The sequence below is a fragment of the Paraburkholderia ultramafica genome (assembly GCF_902859915.1).
Lineage (GTDB): Bacteria > Pseudomonadota > Gammaproteobacteria > Burkholderiales > Burkholderiaceae > Paraburkholderia > Paraburkholderia ultramafica.
The window spans coordinates 42138-65642 of record NZ_CADIKK010000038.1 but is presented as its reverse complement, the minus strand read 5'-3'; the positions used below and the strand labels follow the sequence as shown (position 1 = coordinate 65642).

Genomic DNA, 23505 nt, shown 5'->3' with positions numbered 1-23505 from the left:
AGGTGCGGTGAATTGCACTGTCATCGTCGCACCCGGAAAGGAATGTCCGCCGCGCCGGCCATGACGGGGACGTCGGCCAACCGCCATACCGCGTCAGCGGTTTTGTTCAATGTCCTTTATCATATATATGAGGAGGCCAACATGACCGACGTAACGAAGAAGCTAACGAAGAAGCACCGGGTGATCGGCATCCTGCACACGCTCAAGCAATTCAAGGAGGCGGGCCTGGTCGAAGAGGACAGCATGTATGCACACGAAGCTGTTGAGGACGTGCAAGGCGAGGTCCTGGATACCGCCGAGCGCTGGTACAAGATCGGCGCCAAACGGGGCGCGCGGGAAGTGTTGAAGGCGCTGCTCGACGGGCGTCTGGAAATCGACGATACGGGCGGGGAACTGCAGGTGCTGGCGACTGCCATGAAACTTGAGTGGACTGCGGCGCTCAATGTTTCGGTCGGAGCCGAAAAGCAGCGCGTGTCCAAGAAGGCCTATGCGCTGACGCTGCGCGACATGGAGTTCGACGACCAATGAAACGCGACATGGACCTCATCCGCGAGCTGATGCTGAAGCTCGAGACTCTACCGGTGCCGACTGCCGGAATGGTTGTTGTTGATGCCACCAAGGTGAGCGTCGAAGGCTACCCGGCCGAACAGATCGACTATCACCTGTCGCTACTGGAGCAGGCTCGCTTCATTCATGCGGGAGGGCTGGACTTCGGCATGTCGGGTCCCGGATTCGGGCCCGGGGTGGGTTTTTGCAGCCTGACCTGGGCGGGTCATGACTTTCTCGATGCCATGCGCAGTCCGGATGTGTGGGACCGGACCCGGAAGGCCGCATCGGCAGCCGGTGGTTTCACAGTGGATCTGCTCGTGTCTGCGGCGAAAAGCTATCTCGAAGCCAGGATCAAGGGGGTCATCGGTGGGTAGCACGAGCTTGGCCATTCCTGCTGGAGTGCCGATGCCGGCGCTGGTGGTGTCGGCCGGCGAGCGCGCCAGTGTGCGCTTTCTCGAATTCTTCGCCTCGGCGATCCGCAATCCGCACACGCGGCGCGCCTACGCACGGGCTGTGGGGGATTTTCTGGACTGGTGCGCCGGCGCCGGCGTGAGCTCGATCACTGCCGTACAGCCGCTGCACGTCGCTGCGTGGATCGAGCGGCAGACGCAGTCCCTGTCGGCGCCGACCGTCAGGCAGCGCCTGGCGGCGATTCGTCACCTGTTTGACTGGCTCGTCACCGGCCAGATTGTCCCGCACAACCCGGCCGCGTCGGTGCGCGGTCCCAGCCACACCACGAAAAAGGGCAAGACGCCGGTGCTCGATGCGACCGAGGCGCGGCAGCTGCTCGACAGCATCGATGTGACGACGCCGATCGGCCTGCGCGACCGGGCGCTGATCGCGCTGATGGTGTTTTCGTTCGCGCGGGTGGGCGCCGCGCTCGCGATGCGGGTCGAGGATGTGTATGTGCAGCAGCGGCGCCTGTGGGTGCGCCTGCGTGAAAAAGGCGGCAAGGCGCACGCGATGCCGTGCCACCACACGCTCGAGGCGTACCTGCATGAGTACCTCGAACAGACCGGGCTGCGCGACGAACCGACGGGGCCGCTGTTCCGCACGATCGCGCGCGGCACCGGCCAGCTCAGCACCACGCCGCTGCCGCAGGCCAACGCCTATGCGATGGTGCGCCGGCGCGCGCTCGCGGCCGGCATCGGCACGGCGATCGGCAACCATACGTTCCGCGCGACCGGCATCACTGCCTACCTGAGGAATGGCGGCACGCTCGAGAACGCCGCAGCGATGGCGAACCATGCGTCGACGCGCACCACGCAGCTGTACGACCGTCGACACGACGATATCAGTCTGGACGAGGTGGAGCGGATCCGCGTGTAACGGCGAGGCCTTGCAGCAAAGGGGTATTTATACGCACGCCAGACGCGCTCGAATGGCGCTGACCGACCCCAAGCAGCCTGTCAGAGTTCTCCACAGCAGACATTCAAGCGGGTTTCAGTCGTGCTCAAACCAAAGCCGCTAACGCCTTGGAACAAGCCACCGATAAACGGTCAGTCATGCGGATTTTGATGCGTGGGTTCACAGGAAATTTCCTTCGTTCTCGCTCCTCATCTTGCATAGAGTAAGAAGTGGCGCTACTGAGTGTGGCACGCGAACTGAAATGAAGACTAAAAGATTCCATGTCATTCAACCCGCTAGGTCAGGGCGTTGGGGCAGCACTGGGCGCGAATTATTGAGCAGCTTAGTGGAGATCCTGTCATTTCCGCGACCGTTTGAAGATCCCGAGAGCGAGCGCGAGTTTCTTGAAGATCATGGGCGGAGATTTGCTGGCTTTCGCCGAGCGGCCGGGATCTTGGGACTCTTCGTGTGGACTGGGTATATATGGGTGGAGTTCAGTTCCGCGAGCCGATATCCGGCATTCCGGCACGTCTTTTCCGAGGAAATGCTCCTTCGCTGCATAGGCATCGTTGTGATCGGAATCGCCGTCGCGCTTTCTTTCCGCCGCTCGTTTGTCGTTGAATTCACTGCGCGCCGTGTCTTGTTTTCAGCAGTTTCTGCGTCCGCCGCACTTCTTCTCGGACAGATATTCATAGCACCGAGTCCGCTCCAATTCCCTTATCTTTCCGGCCTGTCTCTTGTCCTGTTCTTTCAGTTCGGCTTCCTCCAACTGAGAGCAAAATCAACGTTTTTGCTCGCAGCAGGTGTCGTTATTACGCTCATGATCCTACAGGCAATGCTGAGGTTTTTGGATGAGCAAAATTTTGTGTTCGGGGTGATCTTTCTTTTCAATCTGACAGTGATCGGGCTCGGCGTAAACGTCCAATCAGAACGCCACGTCAGAGAGCGCTTCTCGGCGGAGAAGGCACTCGCTCTTTCCAATACCCACCTGAAAGAAGCCAACGCCAAACTTAGCGCAAAACACAGAGCATTGGAAATCGCCCAAAGGGAACAATTGAGCAAAACGAACGCATTGATTACTCTGAAGGAACAGCAAAAAGCGGCAGCTGATGAGGCGAATCGAGAAAAGTCTAACTTCCTTGCTGGCGCTACACACGATCTACGGCAGCCTATGCATGCATTGAATTTATATCTGGAAGCTGCTGAGGAAGCACTGCGAAAGGATGACGTTGTGCAGTCGCGTAGACTCGTCGCACAGGTGCGAAAATCCTCTACCGTAATGGGAAATCTCTTCAATGCTGTTCTCGATTTATCGAAACTTGATTCTGGCCGCGTGTGTCCTGCTTATCATGTTTTTGACCTGACGCCCTTAGTTAGGGACGCGATCGAACAACTGAGGCCGCTTGCCGCCGCCGCAGGTGTCTCGCTTCGCCTGCGGTGTCCACCTAATGTCAGCATTTGGGTTCGCAGCGATCCGCATTGGCTCGGTCGAATCGTAGCCAACCTCATCTCCAACGGTGTGAAATACTCCGACCAGGAAAAAGCTCCCCGTTGCACAGTCCTTATAGGTGTCGTGCGCAGTGTCAACCGCGTGCGAATTGACGTTGTGGACAACGGCGTCGGGATAGCGCCGCAATATTGGAACGCGATTTTTAAGCCCTTCTTTCAAATCGACAACGCCGAACGTGATCGCGACCGGGGTTTAGGACTCGGTTTGTCCATCGTGAACGCAATGGTTTCGATGTTGGACGAACACCGAGTTGAGCTCAAATCTTCGGAGGGGCGAGGTTCACGATTTTCGGTTGAGATTCCGATCTGCCATTCCCAAATACTTCCATCAAGACAGGGGAGCAGTGAAGAATCAGCTACCGCGTTGGGCGAAACAGCGGGCCTCTACGTGCTGTTGGTAGAAGACGATGGACTCGTTCGTGCGGCAACAGAAGCGCTGCTTGCGCAATGGGGGGTACTCGTGGACTCCGCTAGCTCCGTCACGCACGTAGAGGAATTGCTGGAATCTATTGAGCGTTATCCCGATCTGATTATCACTGATTATCAGCTCCACGACGGAAAGACTGCACACGATGTCACCGAATCTGTATATCGAAAACTGGGAAGATTGGTTCCTTGCCTGGTTATAACGGGTGAAGCAAGTTCAACAGGCGGGATAGTCGACTATGATCAGTACACTTTGATTAAACCCGTAACGCCCGAGCTGCTTAGAAAGCGAATTTTGGAAGCGATAGTGGCCTGAACTTTCTGGAACCGGCTGCGATTATCTCAGGTAGGTGTCTGCGTCATCGGCCTAGGAATTTCTATGCCACGGCGCGCCATCTCTACTATCAAAAACGTACGGCGTGTCACATTAAAACGCGCAAGCAGATCACTTGAATACTCCTTTGCCGTGTTCTCTGTGATATTCATTTTTCTCGCGATTGCTTTGTTCGATAAACCCTGCAAGACGTAACGCAACGTCTCAGTTAGCCTCGGAGGCAGGTTCAACGTCTCGACCGGTATTCCTCGACTATTGGAAGTGGGTTGAGGACTATGCCCCCCCTTGCCTAATACCGTATTTGGCAGATAAATTCGGCCGCTTAAAATCGTTTTGAGTGCCTCCTGGAAGACAGCGCCCCCTTCCTCACTAGCCTTGGAGATAAATCCACATGCGCCGGCCTTAATGCATTCGAGAACCGTATCTCGATCGTCTTGACCAGAAAGCATAATGCAATGGACTTCGTGATCTTGCTCCTTTATCCATTTGAGCAAATCGAGGCCCGTGCGGACAGCTTTCAGTCGGTAGTCGAGAAACACAAGGTCATAAGATGCGCTCTCAAGTCTACAGATCGCGTGCTCGTAACCGTCCGCCTCATCGATGTTAAGGCACGGTTCGTTGGCGAGAATCAGGGTCTTCATAGCACTGCGAGTAAGCCCCTCGTCCTCAACCAACAACACAGTCTTAAAATATCCGTTGTCCATGGCTGCCCCTATTTATACTTCATATTACTGCGTTTGATCACAATTGGTACCCTCCTTTCGTAGGGACCCATTTCGTACTCTTCCAGAAAAGCCGATTCCCCCTGGTGTCGAGGGTTTCGCGGTGCGCCTGCAAGGACAACACTACAGTCATCGATGAGCCGACAACCCGCCGACAAATCGATACCCAAATTGGACTCGGAGTTAATCATGAAAATCTCTGCTAGTATTGCAAAAATTGTGACTGCATTATCTGTGGCAGGTGCCGCGGCGTCTGCACACGCAATTAGTAATCACCAATTCTTTCTTGTTAATGAAACCGACCAGGCGGTTGTCGAATTTTACGCAACACATCTGGGCGATCCAAGGGGCCCAGATCTACTGGGCATTCAAACGTTGCCCTCTGGTTACAATGTCTTAATCAATGCCTATGACGGTGATCCTCGCCATTGCTTTTTTAACTTTAAATCCATCATGGAAGACGGGCAGACTGTCTATAAGAGGAATGTAAACGTCTGTGAAATTATTCGCTACACAATTTCCTCCGATTAAATCAACGTCGCACAAACACACCTATATTTTGAGGCACATACCTTGCCACTGTGCCTCATTTTAATTTCTGATACGTTGCGTCCCTCTGCCAGATTTAATTAAGGTGCCAACCGCTTTGCCGGAGTTTAATCATGGAACAAGTCACCATCCAAATGCGCGGTACTGGCACCGTGCAAAACTGGCTGAGCGTGGGTCTTCGCGAGGAGCCGGCACTCGGCGCCCATTTGATATCGCCGCGCAGCGGTTATAGCCACCATGGGATTTATGTGGGCAACGGCAATGTCGTGCACTACGCCGGATTTGCCAGGTCTTTCCATCTAGGACCGGTTGAGGAAGCCCCTATGGCATTCTTCGCTGCCGGCCATGAGGTCTGGATCGAACCAAGCCATCGCCCAACCTATGATCAGAAGGAAGCCGTGGACCGTGCTCGCTCACGGTTGGGTGAAAATCAATATAGCCTCCTGACAAATAATTGCGAACACTTCTGTGAATGGTGTCTTTACGGTCAGGCTCGCAGTAGGCAGGTGGACGAGTGCCTTGCGCATCCTTGCGCGGTCGCACACGTTACGATGAGCCTCCTTCGGGCTTTTTTCTCGAGGGGTGCGAAGCGTTCGTGCGCCCACGCCATCGCTTGAGATCCTCCTCTTCCAGCCATCACGCCAACAAATTTCGAAAAAACTTTGAAATCGAGATGTCCAGCCTCAGCAGCGCTTCCGCGCGAAAATTCGAAAACGAACATCCGCGTCGATTGAAAATCATCTAGCGGGCCTCCCAATGGTTTCCCATGAGCTGGGCGTCAGTGACGGCTCATGTTGAGATCGGCCGGACTCAGCGAAGAATTTTCGCAAAAAAGAGCGAAGATGTTATTGACGAGTTTGCGGGGAAGCGCTTCGCTTTTTATCATTTCTTTCAATGAGACGTTATTGAAATGTTGCTCGCCGCTTGAACCGGTCGGCAGGAAGGATGTGACCGGTTGATCGCAGTAGATCTGCACTATTCCCTGAAACCCGCCGCCTATACCATCCTCGAAGAGTCCCAGAATCATCTGTTCAGGTTTATGGCTCGTCATGACGATTTTTCCGACGCGAATTGGATAGACTTTCCAATCGGTCGAGTAAACGCCGCCATCTGCAATGTGTAACTCCGTCATGGCTTTGGGGAACGGCTGTGCGTCTGAAGTGTGCGAGAAACCAGTGCGAGGGCACACATGATCGATAAAAAACTGTATCGAACGGATTTCATGGGTTCGTTGTGTAAAGGACGGCTGTCGAGAAATCGGACTGGAATTGTCCTCGATCTACGAGGCGGTGTCGAATGGCCGTTCGTGGCCGGGCTCGGCCAGACGGCGATCGGCGCTTCCCGACCGAGGGCGTGTGAAAACGCAAAAGCACTCGGTTTTCGGGTGTCGCTTTACCCTTCCCGAGTCGCTGCCAAGCCGATGCAGCGCGATCTGAAGGGTCGATTTTTTAGAATGCCGCATTCAGCACGTGTTTTCACACGGCCTCGACCCACAACTGCCTTTCGACCCAACGCGAGGGCTGTAGCCGATCGCAAACTGGAACGGCCATTCGCGGCGTATCGGTCGGCAAGTCGTCGCCAATCCGCGAGATCCAGATGCATCCTGTCCGTGATCGCGTGATCGTGAACATAATCTCCCGTGATCTCTCCGTTAGTCCCATGATCGCCGACGCGCGCGAACGTCACCTACGGCCGTCGCGAGGTGCTTAAGTGCTTACAAGGCAGACATCCGCGCGTTGGCCATCGGGCTGGTTGCGGGGTGAAACAACCGGCGAATGACCGCTGCACGGCTCAGGCGAGCAGCAGAAAGTGCCCGGTTGTACGCGTTCACCCTCGTTCACGCAAGCAGCCGTTCGGCAGCGGCAGCTTTGTGGCGTCCTATTCCAACCGGTGGAACGGCCAATAGCTCCCATTCGTGCACCGCTCATCCCCGTCGTTCCAAGGGGCGCCAAACCTGCATGTTCGACGGGAGGAAGTCGGCCATGTCGGCATTCGAGTGTACCGAAATCCCCCTCGACGGCTGGTTACCAATACTGCGGGCACAAAAGCGACAATCAAATCCTACAGGGGGCGCTCTACTCCCAAGATACCCGCGCCCAGAGAAATAGCCCGACAAGTATTCTGAAATCCGTACTGCACGCCTTGATTTGCGAGAATTCAGCCCATTTTGTGCGTTAGCACACAGATAAGTCTTGAAATCGTCGCTTCCGATACCTACCAATGCAAAGGACACTCGTAAATTCTTCTACAAGGATATCTTCACCAAAAAGAGGTTGAGAAAGGTCTCACAGAGCAACGGTGGGCCCTTATGGGATCATCTTCAACTTTTTGCTCGCAAAAACTACACCCGGAGTTGACCAGTAAAAAAGTTGGAATCACGGGGCCGCTCATTGAAATACTTCGACTTGTGCTGATTGAATCAAAACAGGTGATTTAAATGCTTATATCCTTGACTGTCACGCCTAGTTCGAAAAAGATTTATCTTCGGCTATCGAATCGACGGCGGATCGCATGCGTCCTAGGTGCATTGCTATTGCCCATCGTAGCAATTGCGCAAGATCACGATTGTGGTGACGCACCCACTACAGTGTCCACTGAAAAGGTCGCAGATACAAAACTCGGGATTGAAGGTATTGCTGCGAAGTTAGTTGGTTTGAAAATTGGAGTTTCCGTAAAGGAAAAGGTTGATACAGTTATCACGCAGTTCCCCAATGCTGATCAAGTGGTACTTCGATACGCCGCGTGGACGATTGTATGCAAAACGATAAAACAAAGTTCTGCGACGCCGACAGAGAAGATCAATCAATATTTAGAGGCGGAAAAGGCGCTCGACCCGAAATCAGTGTCCCCAACAGGTATCAAAATCATAGACGCGCCTAAAGCAGAGACAGAGAGAAGGGTTAGTGATTCTCACGCTGTCCCGCCAAAGAGCGAGCGAATTACTGTGAAGACACAAGTAAGCAACGTGGACCTTGTGGCAATCCCACCAGAAGAAGGGGCTGCCGGATGGGCGCTCCGTTATCTCCCGTCGTCCCCATCAGATTCCGCGCATCAGTATTTTGTGATCGTAAAATCCGTTTCCGACGAAACAAGTGGCAAAGAAACTATCGACAAATTACGCAAGAAATTTCCCAGATATGATTTTGTTCTTTATGACCACTTCCAGGGGAATCCTTACATGGGCATCATGATGGCAGCGTGGGTGTCGTTAGCGGACGCTCAACAAGTATTAAAGATCGCAAAGACGGAAGTCTCGGCCGATAGCTATATATGGACATTCAGCAGGTGATATCACGGTATGCAGCCAGAAATCGAAAAATCACCCGTCTACAGCGGTCTATTGGAGTCGCTCAAGTCCTCTACGGAGCAAATGCCTAGTTCGCACACTTGAGTGACCCGACTTTCAATAAGCGTCGAGAAGTAGGTCGTGCCGATGTCGAAGAGTTCGTCTTTGAAAATCGGATGGCCGATTGCAGTTGGAGAGTCGACGCCGGAACGTCCGATCAAGGACGCGTATGAACGGCGGGTTGTGGCCGGACTGCGCCTGACGGCGGCCGGTCCCCGTCGGTGATCGCGGGGGCGGTTTTGCTTTTTGTTGGTATATGAGGCGTTGCGTCATCCGCGTCAGCATTGGCCTAGCGTACCTGCATGGGGTGCCAGGGGTCTAAGGTCAATTAGATGCGCCGCTTTGATTGGGTATCCGGGACTCGAACCGGCACACATCCTTGCTGCATAAGGCTCTCCGGGTGCGGTAGGCAAAAAAACTGTCATTCTTAAATCGGGCATGGGATAGATTACGATTACATTCGTTGCGCCCGACGGGGGGTAGCTCAGATGGGAGAGCGCGGCGTTGGCAACGCCGAGGTCGGGAGTTCGACCATTTTTCCAACAGCAAGCACGGATCATGACCATAAGCCCCGAATTGGCTGAAGAACTGCGGCGGATGGCCCTTATCAAGGCCGACCAACGACGGCAGAAAGCCATCTGGCAGGAGTTGCGCGAGCTGCGGGCCAAGCTGCGCCCGATTGATCGCGCGTGGTCCGATACGCGGCTCGCCCTGAAACAATACGAGTGGGATTACACGCACGTGGTCCCGCAACTTCGGGAGCGGGAGGCCCAGCTGCTCGATGAGATGCGCCCGTTCCTCCGACAGATTGACGCGCTGGAGGCGGAGGCCCGGCGGCTGGACCGCAAGATGCGCAAAGCGCAGCAAGCTAGTGAGCGCACACCGGCAGGTCCGGCCGGATCGCGCACACGCACGCCTACAAGCCCTTGAGCTTGTCTATTTCCCGTTGGTCATCACCGGCAACCCGGAAAACGCGGCTCGGAACCCAGTCCGTCGAGGTCTGCATTGGCGGGGGCATCAGCCACGCCCTGTTTTATCAATAGCTCTCGCAGCGAGAAAGCGAGGCGCACCGGCTCAGAAGAACGGGTGCGCCGTGCCCCTCTGAATTTACTTCTTCTTTGGCTTACTTGACGTCGCGCTGTTACGCTGCGCGAGATCCGAGGCGGCGACCTCCTTCTGCCTCTTGGTCGATTTCGGATCGCGCAGCTGCTTGCCGGCGTCGGACGCGGCTTTCTTTCCTGTTGCCATGGTCACCTCACGCGTTAGCCGAACCCTCATCATGTTGGGCAAAATCATCGTATGAGTAGCAATGGATATTTTCAAGGGAACGGTGGCTCGTTGGTACGGGTGACGAGCTGGGGGTGCTTTCGCTCAAATGTGTCGAGGGCTAGTCAAGAAAACGGTGGTTTTCTGGGCACGGCCAAGCTGTCGTCTGGTCAGCTCGTTACGGCTCATTCGTCTGTTAAAATTTTCATCAAATATTCAACGTCCGGCAAGTGTCAATGAATCAAGGGATAGGCTATGCCCGTGCTTCTACAGATGACCAAGACCTGGGCCTGCGGCTGACCTAGCACAGATCGTGGCCAATCTGGAGTGCTCGGGTGTCGGCTTTGAGAGGCTGACTGAGAAAATCGAAGTGCTGCGGGCAAACTAGGGGAGATGCAGGTGCGTGAGATTAAGGCGCTATTTCGCGACCAGGCATCCAAGTGACGGACGTGGCACGTCGCTATGGGGTATCCAGAACCACGCTCTATAAGCATGTCGGGGTCATCGCCCCGCGTCGCCCTTAAGCACTGCGGCTGAGATTCCACGATCAAACTAATCCTATATCTGGCCTAGTTGGTGTAGCTCAACATTTGTCATGGGATGCCCATGACTAGGGGAAGGTAGATGAATGTATTCGACCTCGATGCGGACTTACTGAGCCGTTATGAAGCTTTCGCTCGTTCGTTCACTATGATCCGGGCGCAGGATATTCGCACGCAGGTCGAAGCGATCTATCGCAGCGGGAAGTTCTGGCCCGAGCCGTTAATTGGAGTGAATCCGCATTTCGAGCCCGGCCGTGCGCTGGTGGATTTGGTGGAAGAGGGCGTGGTCGACCCGGACTTGCCGAAGGTCTTTGCCGTCGGCGCTGGTCGCTCGGCGATCAGCCTGCACCGCCACCAGGACCAGTCGCTGTCGAAGGCGCTGCAGGGACGCAACTACATCGTCACCACCGGCACCGGATCGGGCAAGTCGCTGTGCTTCTTCGTGCCGATAATCGACCGCATCCTTAAGGCCAAGCGCGCCGGTGCCGCGCCGCGCACCCGCGCGATCGTGATCTATCCGATGAACGCGCTGGCCAATTCCCAGCGCGAGGAACTCGAGAAATTCATCGAAGGCTGCGGCATCGATTCTCATCTCATGCCGACCTTCGAGCGCTACACCGGCCAGGAGAGCGACGCGGAACGCAAGCGCATCGCGTCGGCTAAGCCCGACATCATCCTGACCAACTTCATGATGCTTGAACTGCTGATGACCCGGCAGGACGGCCTCGACCAGGAAGTCGTCGTCAGCATGGAGGGGCTGGAGTTCCTCGTGCTAGACGAGCTGCATACCTATCGCGGGAGGCAGGGGGCCGACGTCGCAATGCTGGTGCGGCGTGTGCGCGAGCGTCTGGGCGCGCAGGACATGCTGTGTATCGGCACCTCGGCGACGATGGCCTCGGGCGACGAAGATGCCGGGCGCAGGGCGGTCGCGAAGGTCGGCACCACGCTGTTCGGCAGCCCGGTCCACGAGGACGACGTAATCACCGAGAGTCTCGCGCGTTGTACCCAAGGCGTGGCGCGGCCTGAGGCGCTCAGCGCATCGGTGCTGCAGCCCGAACCGGGGCCGGCCGACTACGAAGCGTATCGCCGCGATCCGCTGGCGGTGTGGATCGAGATGCACATTGGCCTTGACGAGCAGGAAGCACGCCGCCGCCGCAAGCCGCAGACGCTGACCGAGGCAGCGGCAACGCTGGCTGAACATACCGGCCTTGACGCCGTGCTCTGCCGTAAGGCGCTGGAATTCCGCCTCATCGCGATGAGCGAGTGCAAGAACGAGCGCGACCAGGCGTTCATGGCCTTTAAGCTTCACCGCTTCCTTTCGGGTGCAGGCCATGCTCATGCCACCTTGCAGCCCGCGCAAGCCCGCCGCGTCGCGCTGGCCGCCGAGAAGTACGACCGGGAGGATCGTGCGGCACGCCTGTACCCGGTGTTCTTCTGCCGCGAGTGCGGGCACGAGGCGCATTCGGTTTCGATCGACCACGAGGGCACCGTGGTCGCCCGCCCAATCGACCAGACCCCGCGCGATGGTGTCGACAGCGAGGGATGGCAGCATGGCTTCCTGGTGCCAGACGCCGATGGCGCGCTCGCGTTTGCAGGCGATCCCGGGGATTATCCCGACGACTGGTTGGAACTGACCAATGCCGGTGACCCACGCTTGAGATCCAGCCATCGCGGCAAGCACGATGGTCGCATGATGCTGCTCGGCGCTGATGGGCGCGGGAACCTGGACGGGGTGCGGGCTTGGTTCTTTCCAGGAAAGTTCCGCTTCTGCCCGCATTGCCGCAACCAGCCTCCGCCACAGGCGCGCGACATCAACAAGCTGGCAGGCCTTTCGGCAGAGGGGCGCAGTTCGGCAACGACGCTCATCACCGCCACCATCCTCGACTGGATGGAGCGCGGACAGGTCCCCGCCGAAAAGGCGCGGCGCAAGCTACTGGGCTTTACCGACAATCGGCAGGACGCGGCGCTCCAGTCGGGTCATTTCAATGATTTCATCTTCGTCACCTTGCTGCGCGGGGCAATGCTGCGGGCGGTGCGCGCCGCCGGGGACGGGGGGCTGGGGCACGAGCAGTTCGGTGACGCATTGCGCCGCGCGCTTGGCTTCGATCCCGAGGACAAGGGCCGTCGCGCGGCCTGGATGCTGGACGAGAACCCCAAGGGCTTTGCTGCGCTTGACGAAGCGAAGACTGCGATCAACCGCGTGCTCGCCCATCGCCTGTGGAACGATTTGCGCCGGGGCTGGCGCTTCACCAACCCTAACCTCGACCAGCTCGAACTAATCCGAGTGGACTATCCTGGCGTCGCTATGTTGGCGCAGGACGAGGAAAGCTGTGGCGGCAAGGATCAGGAGAGCCTGAGCGACGTGCAGAGCCGGGGCTTCGCGATACTCTCGGCGATCCCGGCCGAGAGGCGTCGGGCGATGTTCCGCGACTTGTTCGACACCATGCGCCAGGGACTGGCGGTGGCGGTCGATGCGCTCGATCCTGTGGAATTGGAGCAGGTCGGCCAGAAGTCGCGCAGCGTGCTCAAGGATCCTTGGGCGATCAGCGCCGAGGAGCAATACAAGGATCTCAATTTCCTCAACACGCTGGTCGTCGGCCTGGAGGCGGGTAAGCATGACCGCGTGGTGCGCGTATCGGCTCGGAGTGGGCTGGCGCGCCGACTGGTAAAGGCGGCGGGTGTGGAGATTCCTCTCGCCGACCGCGAACCACTACTGGAGGCGATGCTGGCGGCCGCGGCGAAGCATCAGGTGGTGCGCCAATTCTCGGTCGGGCCGCTTGCGGGCTGGCGGCTTGCGCCGGGCGCAGTGCGTCTCAAGCCGGGCGAGGACAAGCCCGAGAACGGCAAGGGCAACGCCTTCTTCGCCGGCCTCTATTCCGACATTGCGGCGCGGCTCGGTACGCCCGGCCACCTGCCGATGGCCTTCGAGGCGCGCGAACATACGGCGCAGGTCGACGCGATGCTGCGCGAACTTCGCGAATGCCGTTTCCGCTTCGGGGCTAACGACAAGACCCGAATGGCCGAAATGGCGGGCGAGGTGCGCGTCATCAACGAGAAGCGCGATTTTCTGCCGCTGCTCTACTGTTCGCCGACGATGGAGCTGGGCGTCGACATCTCGCAGCTCAATGTCGTCTACTTGCGCAACGCGCCGCCGACTCCGGCCAACTACGCCCAGCGCGCGGGCCGCGCCGGGCGCAGCGGACAGGCGGCGCTGGTCGTCACCTACTGCGCCGCGCAGAGCCCGCACGACCAGTATTACTTCGAGCGGCGGATCGACCTCGTCGCCGGCATTGTGAAGGCACCGGCAATCGACCTCGTCAACGCCGACCTCCTTTCCGCCCACGTCCATGCCGAGTGGCTTGCGGCGGCGAAGGAGTCACTGGGCAAGTCGATCCCTGACAACCTTGACATGGACGACGAGGGCCTGCCGGTGAAGCGCACCACGCTTGCCGCCTTCGCCACGGCGACGGCAGACGCGGCAGCTCAGGCGCGGGCAGGGCGCATCGTTGCCTCGGCCCTTCCTGCCGAGGGTACGTCGCAGATTGGCGATCCCGTCGAATTCGTCGCCGCCCTGTGGGGTGAGAGCGCGACGAAATTCGACACCGCTTTCCGACGCTGGCGCGAACTCTATCGCTCCGCCTCTCAGGATCGTGACGAGGCGCATCGCATCGGCCAGCGCACCGGTCTTGGCGCTCAGGAGCGTCGCGAGGCGCGGGCGCGCTATGTCGGTGCGGACAAGCAGGTGGAGCTGCTGGCGTCTGGAGTGTCTTCGCAAAGCTCGGACTTCTACGTCTATCGCTATTTGGCAACCGAGGGGTTCCTCCCAGGCTACAACTTCCCCCGCCTGCCGCTCTACGCCTTCGTGGATGCCGACAAGTCGTCCACCGTGCTGCAGCGCCCGCGCTTCTTGGCAATCGCGGAGTTTGGGCCGAACAGCCTCGTCTACCATGAGGGTAAGGCCTATCGCTGCAATCGCGCGAAACTGCCCTCCGGGTCCCGTAACGAGGACAATACGCTCGTCACGCGCACGCTGAAATGCTGCCAGTCCTGCGGTGCTGCGCACGAGAGCGAGACCCAGGAGCGCTGCGTGGTCTGCAACGATGCACTGACTGACGAAGGGAGGCTTTCGAAGCTCTACCGCATCGAGAACGTCGACGCCGTGCCGGGGGCGCGGATCACCGCCAACGACGAGGACCGGCAGCGGCGCGGCTTCGACTTGCGCACGATCTTCGAGTGGGATCCGCGGCGGCAGGAAGACCTGCTGCTCAAGGCCAACGCAAGCCCGCTGGCGGTGCTGTGCTACGGCCCGCAGACGAAGCTCTCGCGCGTCAACCTGGGCCTGCGGCGGCGCAAGGAGAAGGCGCATACAGGCTTCGACATCGATACGCTGACTGGTCGCTGGCTCAAGGATCCCGAGGCGGACGACGATCAGGGCGAAGATCCCAAGGCTGCCCGCCGCCAGTCCATCGTGCCCGTGGTGGAGGACACCAAGAACGCCCTGCTGGTGCGCTTCGATCAGGGCCTTGGCCTCTCCACCGCGCAGATGGCGACGCTCCAGCACGCGCTGATCCGCGCCATCGAGGCCGAGCATGTGCTGGAGACGGGCGAATTGCTGGGCGAGCCGCTGCCTACGCGCGAGGATCGCAAGGCGATCCTGCTTTATGAAGCGACCGAGGGGGGCGCGGGCGTGCTCAAGCGGCTGATGGATGGCCCGGAACGCTGGCAGCGCATCGCCGAAGTGGCGCTGGACCTGATGCACTTTGAGCGGGGTGAGGATGGTCACCTGCACGATTCGGCAGATGCCTGCGTCGCTGGGTGCTACCGCTGCCTGCTGTCCTATTACAACCAGCCCGACCACGAGATGATCGACCGCGAGGACGAGAAGGTGCGCGACGTGATCGAGCGCATGGCGCGCTGCGAGCGCGACCGTGTGGCCGACGCTGCTGCGACCGACGACGGTCCGTGGCTGGCGGCGCTTGCCCTCTGGAACGCACCAGCGCCACGATCCGAGCTAGTCGCCGGCGCCGCCTGGCCGCTGTGCTGGCCGGACCTGCTGGTTATGGCCGTCGCCGGAACCCCGCCGCCTGAACTCGTTGCCCGCTGCGCGGCGATCGGGCGCGACCTCATCGAACTGCCGGAACTGCCCGGCGAAACCATGCCGCCCGCGTTGGCGGCGGCGCTTGGAGTTTCTGCATGAATGTCCCCCTCTCGACCGGCCAGTTTCAGACCGGCGACCTCATTAATGCCCGCGACCGTGAGTGGATCGTGCTCGGCAAACCGGGCGACGGGCTGATGCGCGTGCGCCCGCTGTCCGGTTCGGAGGAGGATGCCATCGTCATCGCCACCGCGCTGGAGCGGACCCCGGTCCAGCCTGCAACGTTCGACCCTCCGAGCTCCGATCAGCTAGACACGCAGGACGCGGCGCGAATGCTGGCCGACGCGCTGCGCCTCTCGCTGCGGCGGGGGGCGGGGCCGTTCCGCAGCGCCGCGCATCTTGGCGTCGAGCCGCGTGCCTATCAGCTGGTTCCGCTGCTCATGGCGATGCGCCTCGACGTGAAGCGGCTGTTGATCGCCGACGACGTAGGCATCGGCAAGACCATCGAGGCAGGCATGATCCTGCGCGAGATGCTCGACCGCAGTGAAATCGACCGCTTCACAGTCCTGTGCCCGCCGCACCTCGTCGACCAGTGGGTGGGTGAACTGGCCGAGAAGTTCGACATAGACGCCGTTGCAGTCACTTCCGGCCGCGCTCGCTCGCTGGAGCGAGGCCTTGCGCCGGGCGACACGATTTTCGCGGTGCATCCCTTCACCGTCGTCAGCCTCGACTACATCAAGGCCGATAGCCGCCGCGCCAGCTTCGCACAGACCTGCCCTGAACTCGTCATCGTCGACGAGGCGCATACCTGCGTGGGCGGCAACGAGAGCGGCACGCACCAGCGCTTCGCCTTGCTCGAAACGCTGGCCGAGAAGACCGGGCGGCACCTCCTGTTGATTACCGCCACCCCACACAACGGCAACCAGGACGCCTATGCGCGCCTGCTCAGCCTGTTGCATTCCGATCTTAACGGCGGTCCCGATGCGCCCGACGCCAACGCCGTCGAGCGCTACCGCCGCCGCCTCGCACAGCACTTCGTTCAGCGCCGTCGCCCCGACATCGCTGACAAGTGGGGCGAGGCCCGCGCCTTCGCCACACTGATGAAGAAGGACGCGCCCTATGCGCTCACTGGCGACTTCCAGAACTTCCAGGAGGACGTGCTGGATTACTGTGTCGGCGTAGCCACTCGCGTCGATGGCGAGAAGGCGCGGCGCCTGGCGTTCTGGGGGACGCTGGCGTTGATGCGCTGCGTCGGCTCCTCACCCGCCGCAGCGCTCAGCGCGCTGCGCAACCGACTCGGTGGCATGGCCGAGCAGGACGCGCTAGAACCCATCCTGTTCGACAGTGATGAGGGCGATTTCGCCGACACCGACCTCGAACCCGCTACTGCACTCGACACTGAGGAAGCCGCCGAACTGCGCGCACTGATCGCCAAGGCGGAAAGACTGGTCGCCAGCTTCGACAAGGACCCCAAGCTGCGCGAACTGACTCGCTGGGTTACCTATCTGACGAATGAGAAGGGCGCACGCCCAGTCGTTTTCTGTCGCTTCATCAACACCGCCGAGGCTGTCGGTGCGGCGCTGCAGGCGGTATTTAAGAAGCACAAGGTCGAGGTCGTCACCGGCCGCCTCACGCCCGAGGAACGCCGCCTGCGCGTCGAGGCACTGGAGGACTATCCCGACCGCATCCTCGTCGCTACCGACTGCCTGTCTGAGGGCATCAACCTGCAGTCGCTGTTCAACGCAGTGGTCCACTATGACCTCAACTGGAATCCCACCCGCCACCAGCAGCGCGACGGGCGCGTTGACCGCTTCGGCCAGCAGGCGACGGAAGTCTGGTCGCTGATGATGTTCGGCGAGAACTCGATCATTGACGGCGCCGTCATCAAGGTCATCAAGGATAAGATGGAGCGCATCCAGAAGGAAACCGGCGTCGTCGTCCCTGTGCCCGAGGATTCCGCCAGTGTCTCCAACGCGCTGATGCAGGCCATGCTCCTCCATTCCAGCAGGCCCCGCGCGCAAGGCATGTTCGACTTCGGCGACGCTGCAGCGAAGCTCGACGAGAAATGGAAGAACGCCGAGGACGACGCCCGCCGCAGCCAGACGCGATATGCTCAGTCCTCGCTCAAGCCCGAGGAGGTTCTCCCCGAATGGCATCGCCTGCGCGCCCTGCTCGGCGGGCCGGAGGAAGTGAGCCGCTTCACTCGCCGCGCGCTGTGGCGTATTGACAAGCCGCTCGGCGAGCAGGGCACGCACTGGCGCGTCCACTACGACGACATGCCCCAGCAGCTGCGCGAGCGGCTCGCGGCGCGCAGGCTCACCGGCACCCGTGCGATCGGGTTCGAGGACAGCCTGCCGCCCGAGGTCGCCCATGTCGGCCGCACCCACCCACTTGTCGCGCTGCTGGCCGAGACGATGGCCGAGGGCGCGCTCGATCCCGCCTCGATCGAGGGCAAGGCCGCGCTCGGCCGCGCCGGGGCCTGGCGCACGCACGCGGTGGATACGTTCACCACCGTACTGCTGCTGCGCCTGCGCTTCAAGCTGACCACCAGTGGCCGCCGCACCTTATTGGCCGAGGAAGCCACCGCGCTCGCCTTCTGCCCCGCCGCCACCGAGGCCCTCTTGCTGGGCGCGGATGCGCTCGCGCTGCTGGAGGCCGACGCGAGCGGCAATATCGAACCTTCTGCCATCGCCCGCCAGATCGACGCGGCGCTTGCCCGTCTCGATAGTTACCAATCCGCCATCGCTGCCTACGCTAGGACGCGCGCAGCCCAATTGTCCGAGGATCACGACCGCGTGAAGGCTGCAACCCGTGGCGAAGGCGCCACCACCGAAGTGGAGCCAGTACTGCCTGCCGATGTCATCGGCCTCTATGTCCTCGTGCCGGAGGCGAACTGATGGCTCGCCTTTCCCGCGCCGCCGAGCTTGGCCTCGACGCCGTCACCATCGAGGGCGGCTTGATCGCCCCGGAGCAGGTGCAGAAGATCGCCGCTGCCCCCGCCACGCCCAAGCTCGCAGCCAGCTATGACTGTCCCCGCGGCACCAGCCTGAACGACGAGATCGCGCGCTACTTCCGCATCGGCCAGGCGCTCTGGTCAGACTACGACCGGATCGAGCACAAGACCATCACGCAGACTGCCCGGTTTGTGCACGACCTGCTTTTGCAGTGCTTTGGCTTCGACGACCTTGCCGGCCCTGTGGATCACGCGGAGGGCAACCGTCGCTACCGCCTTGCCTGGGAGGCCAGGGAGGGCCGCGTCCCCATCGTTGTGGCAGCGCCTGCCGTGGGCCGTGACACGTTCAACCTGCCCGCACCCGAGTTCGGCGACGGTGCGGGTGGTGGCCGCCTCAAACGCAGCCCTGTCTCGTTGCTGCAGGATTGGCTCAATAGTGCCGACCAGGCACTGTGGGGACTCGTCTTCGCGGGCGACAAGGTACGCCTGATGCGCGACAACGCTAGCCTCACCCGCCCCGCATGGATTGAGGTGGATCTCGGCGCTATCTTCCGCGAGGAGATGTTCGCCGACTTCACCGCCTGGTGGCTGCTCACCCACGCCACTCGCTTCGGCGCGGCGGCCGCGCCGCCGTCCGACTGCGCGCTGGAGGAATGGCGCGCCGAAGGGCTCAAGCAGGGCGAGACCGCCCGCGCCGACCTTTACAAGAACGTGCGCCAAGCGCTCGCTGAACTCGGTCAAGGTGCCGTCGAGGCCAACCCGGACTTGCGCGAGACGCTGGCCGACCACACCGCGCTGACTGCGTTCTTCGAAGAACTACTGCGTACCGCCTACCGCCTGATCTTCCTGGCTGTGGCGGAGGACCGCGAACTGCTCCACCCCGGTCGCGTCAGCCAGGAGTCGCGCGCTCTTTATCGCGACAGCTATTCCTTCGGCTTCTGGCGCGAACGCGCGCGCCGCCGAGTGGCGCGCGACACGCACTACGATGCGTGGGAGGCGATGAAGATTACGCTTTCCAGTCTGGAGCACGGGCAGGAATTGCTTGGCCTGCCGGCGCTGGGCGGCTTGTTCGCCGCCGGGGCGACGCCAATGATGAACGGCGCGAAGATCAGCAACCGGCGCTTCTTGAGCGCGCTGTTTCACCTCGGCTTCATCATGCGCGGCGGGGCGACGCACCGCATCAACTGGCGCGATCTCAAGACCGAGGAGCTGGGCAGTGTCTACGAAGGCCTGCTGGAGATCACCCCGCAGCTGGGCGCCAATGACGTCTTCGACCTCGACGACAGCGCGCGCGGCAATGCCCGCAAGACCAGCGGCAGTTACTACACGCCCGACAGCCTGGTGGAGACGCTGCTCGACAGCGCTCTCGACCCGGTACTGCGCAAGGCGGAGGACGCGGCCGACACGCCCGAGCGCGAGGTTGCCGCGATCCTAGACCTCAAGGTGATCGACCCGGCTTGCGGATCGGGCCACTTCCTGCTCGGTGCCGCCCGTCGCATGGCCGATCGCGTGGCGAAGCTGCGCAACGAGGACGCTGGTAAGGAGGAGACACAAGCTGCACTGCGCGACGTCGTCAGCCGTTGCATCTACGGCGTCGACCGCAACCCGATGGCGGTGGAGCTTGCCAAGGTGGCGCTGTGGATTGAGAGCGTTTCGCCAGGCAAGCCGCTTGGCTTCCTCGATGGCAACATCCGCTGTGGCGATGCGCTACTGGGTGTGTTCGACCTTGACGCGTTGGAAGAGGGGATTCCCGACGAGGCGTACAACCCGCTGACAGGGGACAGCCAGGACGCGGCCAAACACTACCTCAAGGCCAACCGTGACGCCAAGGCCGGGCAGGGCGCGTTCGACTTCGCGGGCGGCGGCGGGGCGATGCCTCCTGCGAAGCTGGCGGCCAACCTCAGTGTGATCCGCAGGATGCCCGAGGACACCGTGGGCCAGGTGGAGAAGAAGCGCGAAGCCTACGTGGCCTGGCGCAACGACCCGGCGCGCCTGGCCACTCACGTTGCCTGCGACCTCTACGTCGCGGCCTTCCTGCTGCCCAAGACCGATGTGTCCGCCAGTCATGGCGCAGGGCTGGTGCCGACGACGGCCGACGTGCGCAAGTGCCTCGGCGGAGGGCAGGTCTATCCGCCACTGGAGGCCGCAGCCGTGAAGGTGGCTGAAACCGCGCGCCTGCTTCACTGGCCGCTCGCCTTCCCGGACGTGATGATCGAGCGAGGCGGGTTCGACTTAGTGCTGGGGAATCCGCCGTGGGAGCGGATCAAGCTGCAAGAGCAGGAGTTCTTCGCCGGAACGCCAGTGGCCGAAGCCGCCAACGCCGCCGCGCGCACTCGCCTGATCCGCGAATGGGCAAGCAAGGAGGCGGGTAGCTACGAACGCAGTTGGATCGACCGCTTTGAGATCGCCAAGCGCCTTGCCGAAGCTTCGGTTGTGTTCTTTACCTCGCCCAAGGGCGAGGACCCGACCAAGCTGCCCGCAGCCGTCAAACCTGCCCCGACGCGGCGCTACCCCTGGACCGGGCGCGGCGACGTGAACACCTACGCGTTGTTCGCCGAGCACTTCCTGAACCTCACGCGCGAAGGGGGAAGGGCGGGCGTGATCGTGCCCACCGGCATCGCGACGGACGCGACGACCGCGCCGTTCTTCGGGCACTTAGTGACCGGGCAGCGACTGGCGGCGCTGACCGACTTCGAGAACCGCGCGGGGCTGTTCCCCGCCGTCGACAGCCGTATGAAGTTCTGCCTTCTGACAATCGGCTCTGGCGTGGCGGCGGCGGACTTCGCCTTCTTCCTGACCGACCCCGTGCAGTTGGAGGATGCGCGCCGTCGCTTCACCCTCTCTCCGCAAGAGATCGCCCGGATCAACCCGAACACGAAGACTGCACCGATCTTTCGCTCCCGCCGCGACGCTGAACTGGCCGCGAGCATCTACAACCGTGTGCCGGTGCTGATCGAGGAAGGGCGCGAAGCTGGGAACCCATGGGCAGCGACCTTTCATAGCCGCATTTGGCACATGGCAGAAGATTCAGAGTGGTTTCATTCTGCTCCGAAGCTAGTTGAACTTAATTACCAAAGAGACGGCGCAGACTGGGTGAAAGTGGAAAGTTCTACATATGTCGCCGGGGATAAATATTGCTCCATCGAATCGGCTTCTATTCCTTCAGATCACGCGCGAACTCGCTACGTCCCGCTATATGAAGCAAAAATGTTTCACCAGTTCGATCATCGGTTTGGCTCGTTCGCTAGCCGTGATGATGGTCGCGGCTATCGCGTCCTACCGGAGACCAGTTCTTCAAATTACGCCGATTCGAGGTATGAGCCCACTGCATTTTATTATGTCCCTGCAGCTGAGGTTGATGCGAGACTTCTGAATGTGACTGTTAGAGATTGGCTTGTAGCATTCAAGGATGTCACCTCGTCAACAAACGAGCGTACCGCAATATTTTCCTTTCTACCTCGCACCGCTGTTGGCCATTCAGCTCCGTTGATTTTTCCTTCAGGAGATGCGCAACTGATTGCGGCTGCGGTAGCCAATTTTAATGCGTTGACCGTCGACTATGTGGCTCGACAGAAAGTCGGCGGACTGCACTTAACCTTGGGCGTATTGCAGCAATTCCCCATCCTCCCCCCATCCGCTTATTCCGAAGCCGACCTTGCCTTCATCGTCCGGCGCGTGCTGGAGCTGACCTACACTAGCCATTCCATGGCCCCGTTGGCGCGTGACCTAGGCTATGGGGGCGCGCCCTTCGCATGGGACGAGGTTCGCCGCGCGCAACTGCGGGCCGAGCTCGATGCTTGGTATGCGCTCGCCTATGGTTTGACCCGTGACGAGCTGCGCTATGTCCTTGATCCCGCCGACGTCATGGGGCTGGATTACCCCAGCGAGACCTTCCGCGTCCTCAAGTCCAACGAAGAGCGCAAATTCGGCGAATATCGCACCGGCCGTCTCGTCCTCGCGGCCTACGATGCACTTCTTGCTAAGGGCCTGAGCCCGCGCCGGGAGGGCTATCGGTGACCTCAACCACCCTGCGCCGTTCCACCCCGCACCCGATTCTGCGCACCGAGCTTGAACAGGCAGCGTGGAACCACGGCTATCGCCGCGCCAACGGCGAGGCGGACGGGTGGCTGTGGTTCCGCTCGGACGAAGGCGTGCCCGGCGAGGTGGCGCTCGCCTGCGGTGCTTCTGATGACGGTGCGCCGTGGTTCCTCGGGGTGGAGCATGCCGGCGTGGCGCAAGTCCTCGCTTCCGAACTGCCTGAGGCGGTTTCCGGCCCGGCCCCTCCGCCGTGCAAGGGCGCCTTCGCCTTCGCGCTGCAGGCGGACATGCGCTGCGCGCTCAGCCGCGCCTTCCATCTCGCGCGCAGCCTGCCGACCTTCCCCTTCACCCAGTTTGAGGCCGAAGTCGCGGGGCTAGGCGATACCGAGGTCGACCGCATCGTACGACAGCGCGTGGGACAGGGCTTCTTCCGCGCCGCACTGATCGACTACTGGGGTGCTTGCCCGCTCACCGGCGTCACCGACCCGGCGCTCTTGCGCGCCAGCCACATCATCCCCTGGGCCGAATGCGCAAGCGACGCCGAGCGGCTTAACGTGTTCAACGGCCTGCTCCTATGCGCTCACTGGGATGCCGCCTTCGACGCGGGGCTGGTGAGTTTTGCCAATGATGGCGCGGTGCTAGCCAAGCCGGGCCTCAGCCCCAAGGCCAAGACAGCTCTGGGCCTTTCCAACGTGCCGCCCCTTCATCTTGAAGCGCCGCACCGCTTACAAATGGCGCGCCATCGCAAGAGATTTGGCTTCGAGTAGCCAGAGGTCCGTATCGCGCATGAAGGTCAGTGGTTGGGCGGTGAGACCTTCGAATCCTTCGA

16 protein-coding genes and 1 tRNA gene are annotated in these 23505 nt (G+C 60.6%); 14 read left to right on the top strand and 3 right to left on the bottom strand.

The window, feature by feature from the left end:
- The 4 genes from HV744_RS30150 to HV744_RS30135 form a co-directional block, all read left to right on the top strand.
- The coding region (locus HV744_RS30150; RefSeq protein WP_217469175.1) for a hypothetical protein at positions 1-528 on the top strand (528 nt) is incomplete at its 5' end.
- Positions 525-923: a DUF2513 domain-containing protein gene (locus tag HV744_RS30145; RefSeq protein WP_175153000.1), complete on the top strand. Its 399-nt coding sequence runs from the start codon at positions 525-527 to the stop codon at positions 921-923. The genes HV744_RS30150 and HV744_RS30145, both read left to right, overlap by 4 nt.
- Before the next feature lie 31 nt (positions 924-954).
- On the top strand, positions 955-1878 hold the full coding sequence (locus HV744_RS30140) for a tyrosine-type recombinase/integrase (RefSeq protein ID WP_175152999.1): 924 nt from the start codon (positions 955-957) through the stop codon (positions 1876-1878).
- A 364-nt stretch (positions 1879-2242) separates the two neighbouring features.
- Positions 2243-4147, top strand: a complete 1905-nt coding sequence (locus tag HV744_RS30135) for an ATP-binding response regulator (RefSeq protein ID WP_246279255.1) — start codon at positions 2243-2245, stop codon at positions 4145-4147.
- Positions 4148-4173: 26 nt separating this feature from the next.
- Here HV744_RS30135 and HV744_RS30130 read toward each other — a convergent pair whose 3' ends face one another.
- On the bottom strand, positions 4174-4869 hold the full coding sequence (locus tag HV744_RS30130; protein WP_175152997.1) for a response regulator transcription factor: 696 nt from the start codon (positions 4867-4869) through the stop codon (positions 4174-4176).
- A 207-nt stretch (positions 4870-5076) separates the two neighbouring features.
- Between HV744_RS30130 and HV744_RS30125 the strand changes: the two genes are divergently transcribed.
- Complete coding sequence (locus HV744_RS30125; protein WP_175152996.1) at positions 5077-5418, top strand: hypothetical protein; 342 nt, start codon at positions 5077-5079, stop codon at positions 5416-5418.
- Between the two features lie 131 nt (positions 5419-5549).
- Positions 5550-6053 (top strand): lecithin retinol acyltransferase family protein, encoded by a 504-nt coding sequence (locus HV744_RS30120; RefSeq protein WP_425497884.1) that lies wholly within the window; start codon positions 5550-5552, stop codon positions 6051-6053.
- A 161-nt stretch (positions 6054-6214) separates the two neighbouring features.
- On the opposite strand, the gene HV744_RS30115 is transcribed toward HV744_RS30120, so the two are convergent.
- Complete coding sequence (locus tag HV744_RS30115; RefSeq protein ID WP_175152995.1) at positions 6215-6568, bottom strand: hypothetical protein; 354 nt, start codon at positions 6566-6568, stop codon at positions 6215-6217.
- 1401 nt (positions 6569-7969) lie between these two features.
- Between HV744_RS30115 and HV744_RS30110 the strand changes: the two genes are divergently transcribed.
- The 3 genes from HV744_RS30110 (at position 7970) to HV744_RS30100 (ending at position 9712) form a co-directional block, all read left to right on the top strand.
- On the top strand, positions 7970-8725 hold the full coding sequence (locus tag HV744_RS30110) for a hypothetical protein (RefSeq protein WP_175152994.1): 756 nt from the start codon (positions 7970-7972) through the stop codon (positions 8723-8725).
- A gap of 535 nt (positions 8726-9260) precedes the next feature.
- Positions 9261-9327, top strand: a tRNA-Ala gene (locus tag HV744_RS30105).
- 13 nt (positions 9328-9340) lie between these two features.
- Positions 9341-9712 (top strand): hypothetical protein, encoded by a 372-nt coding sequence (locus HV744_RS30100; protein WP_175152993.1) that lies wholly within the window; start codon positions 9341-9343, stop codon positions 9710-9712.
- Between the two features lie 177 nt (positions 9713-9889).
- On the opposite strand, the gene HV744_RS30095 is transcribed toward HV744_RS30100, so the two are convergent.
- Positions 9890-10105: a hypothetical protein gene (locus HV744_RS30095; RefSeq protein WP_175152992.1), complete on the bottom strand. Its 216-nt coding sequence runs from the start codon at positions 10103-10105 to the stop codon at positions 9890-9892.
- A gap of 383 nt (positions 10106-10488) precedes the next feature.
- Between HV744_RS30095 and HV744_RS37720 the strand changes: the two genes are divergently transcribed.
- The 5 genes from HV744_RS37720 to HV744_RS30070 all read left to right on the top strand — a co-directional run bounded on the left by HV744_RS37720 (position 10489) and on the right by HV744_RS30070 (position 23443).
- Positions 10489-10572, top strand: a complete 84-nt coding sequence (locus HV744_RS37720; RefSeq protein ID WP_343056477.1) for a hypothetical protein — start codon at positions 10489-10491, stop codon at positions 10570-10572.
- A 100-nt stretch (positions 10573-10672) separates the two neighbouring features.
- Entirely contained in the window at positions 10673-15787 is a 5115-nt protein-coding gene (locus HV744_RS30085; protein ID WP_175152991.1) for a DEAD/DEAH box helicase, read from the top strand.
- Positions 15784-18582 (top strand): DEAD/DEAH box helicase, encoded by a 2799-nt coding sequence (locus HV744_RS30080; protein WP_175152990.1) that lies wholly within the window; start codon positions 15784-15786, stop codon positions 18580-18582. Before HV744_RS30085 ends, HV744_RS30080 begins: the two co-directional genes overlap by 4 nt.
- On the top strand, positions 18582-22655 hold the full coding sequence (locus HV744_RS30075) for an Eco57I restriction-modification methylase domain-containing protein (protein ID WP_175152989.1): 4074 nt from the start codon (positions 18582-18584) through the stop codon (positions 22653-22655). Before HV744_RS30080 ends, HV744_RS30075 begins: the two co-directional genes overlap by 1 nt.
- The gene (locus HV744_RS30070) at positions 22652-23443 is read left to right on the top strand and encodes an HNH endonuclease (RefSeq protein WP_175152988.1); all 792 of its coding nucleotides are present in this window, start codon (positions 22652-22654) and stop codon (positions 23441-23443) included. The genes HV744_RS30075 and HV744_RS30070 overlap by 4 nt, the downstream gene beginning before the upstream one ends.
- The last annotated feature ends 62 nt before the right edge of the window (positions 23444-23505 follow it).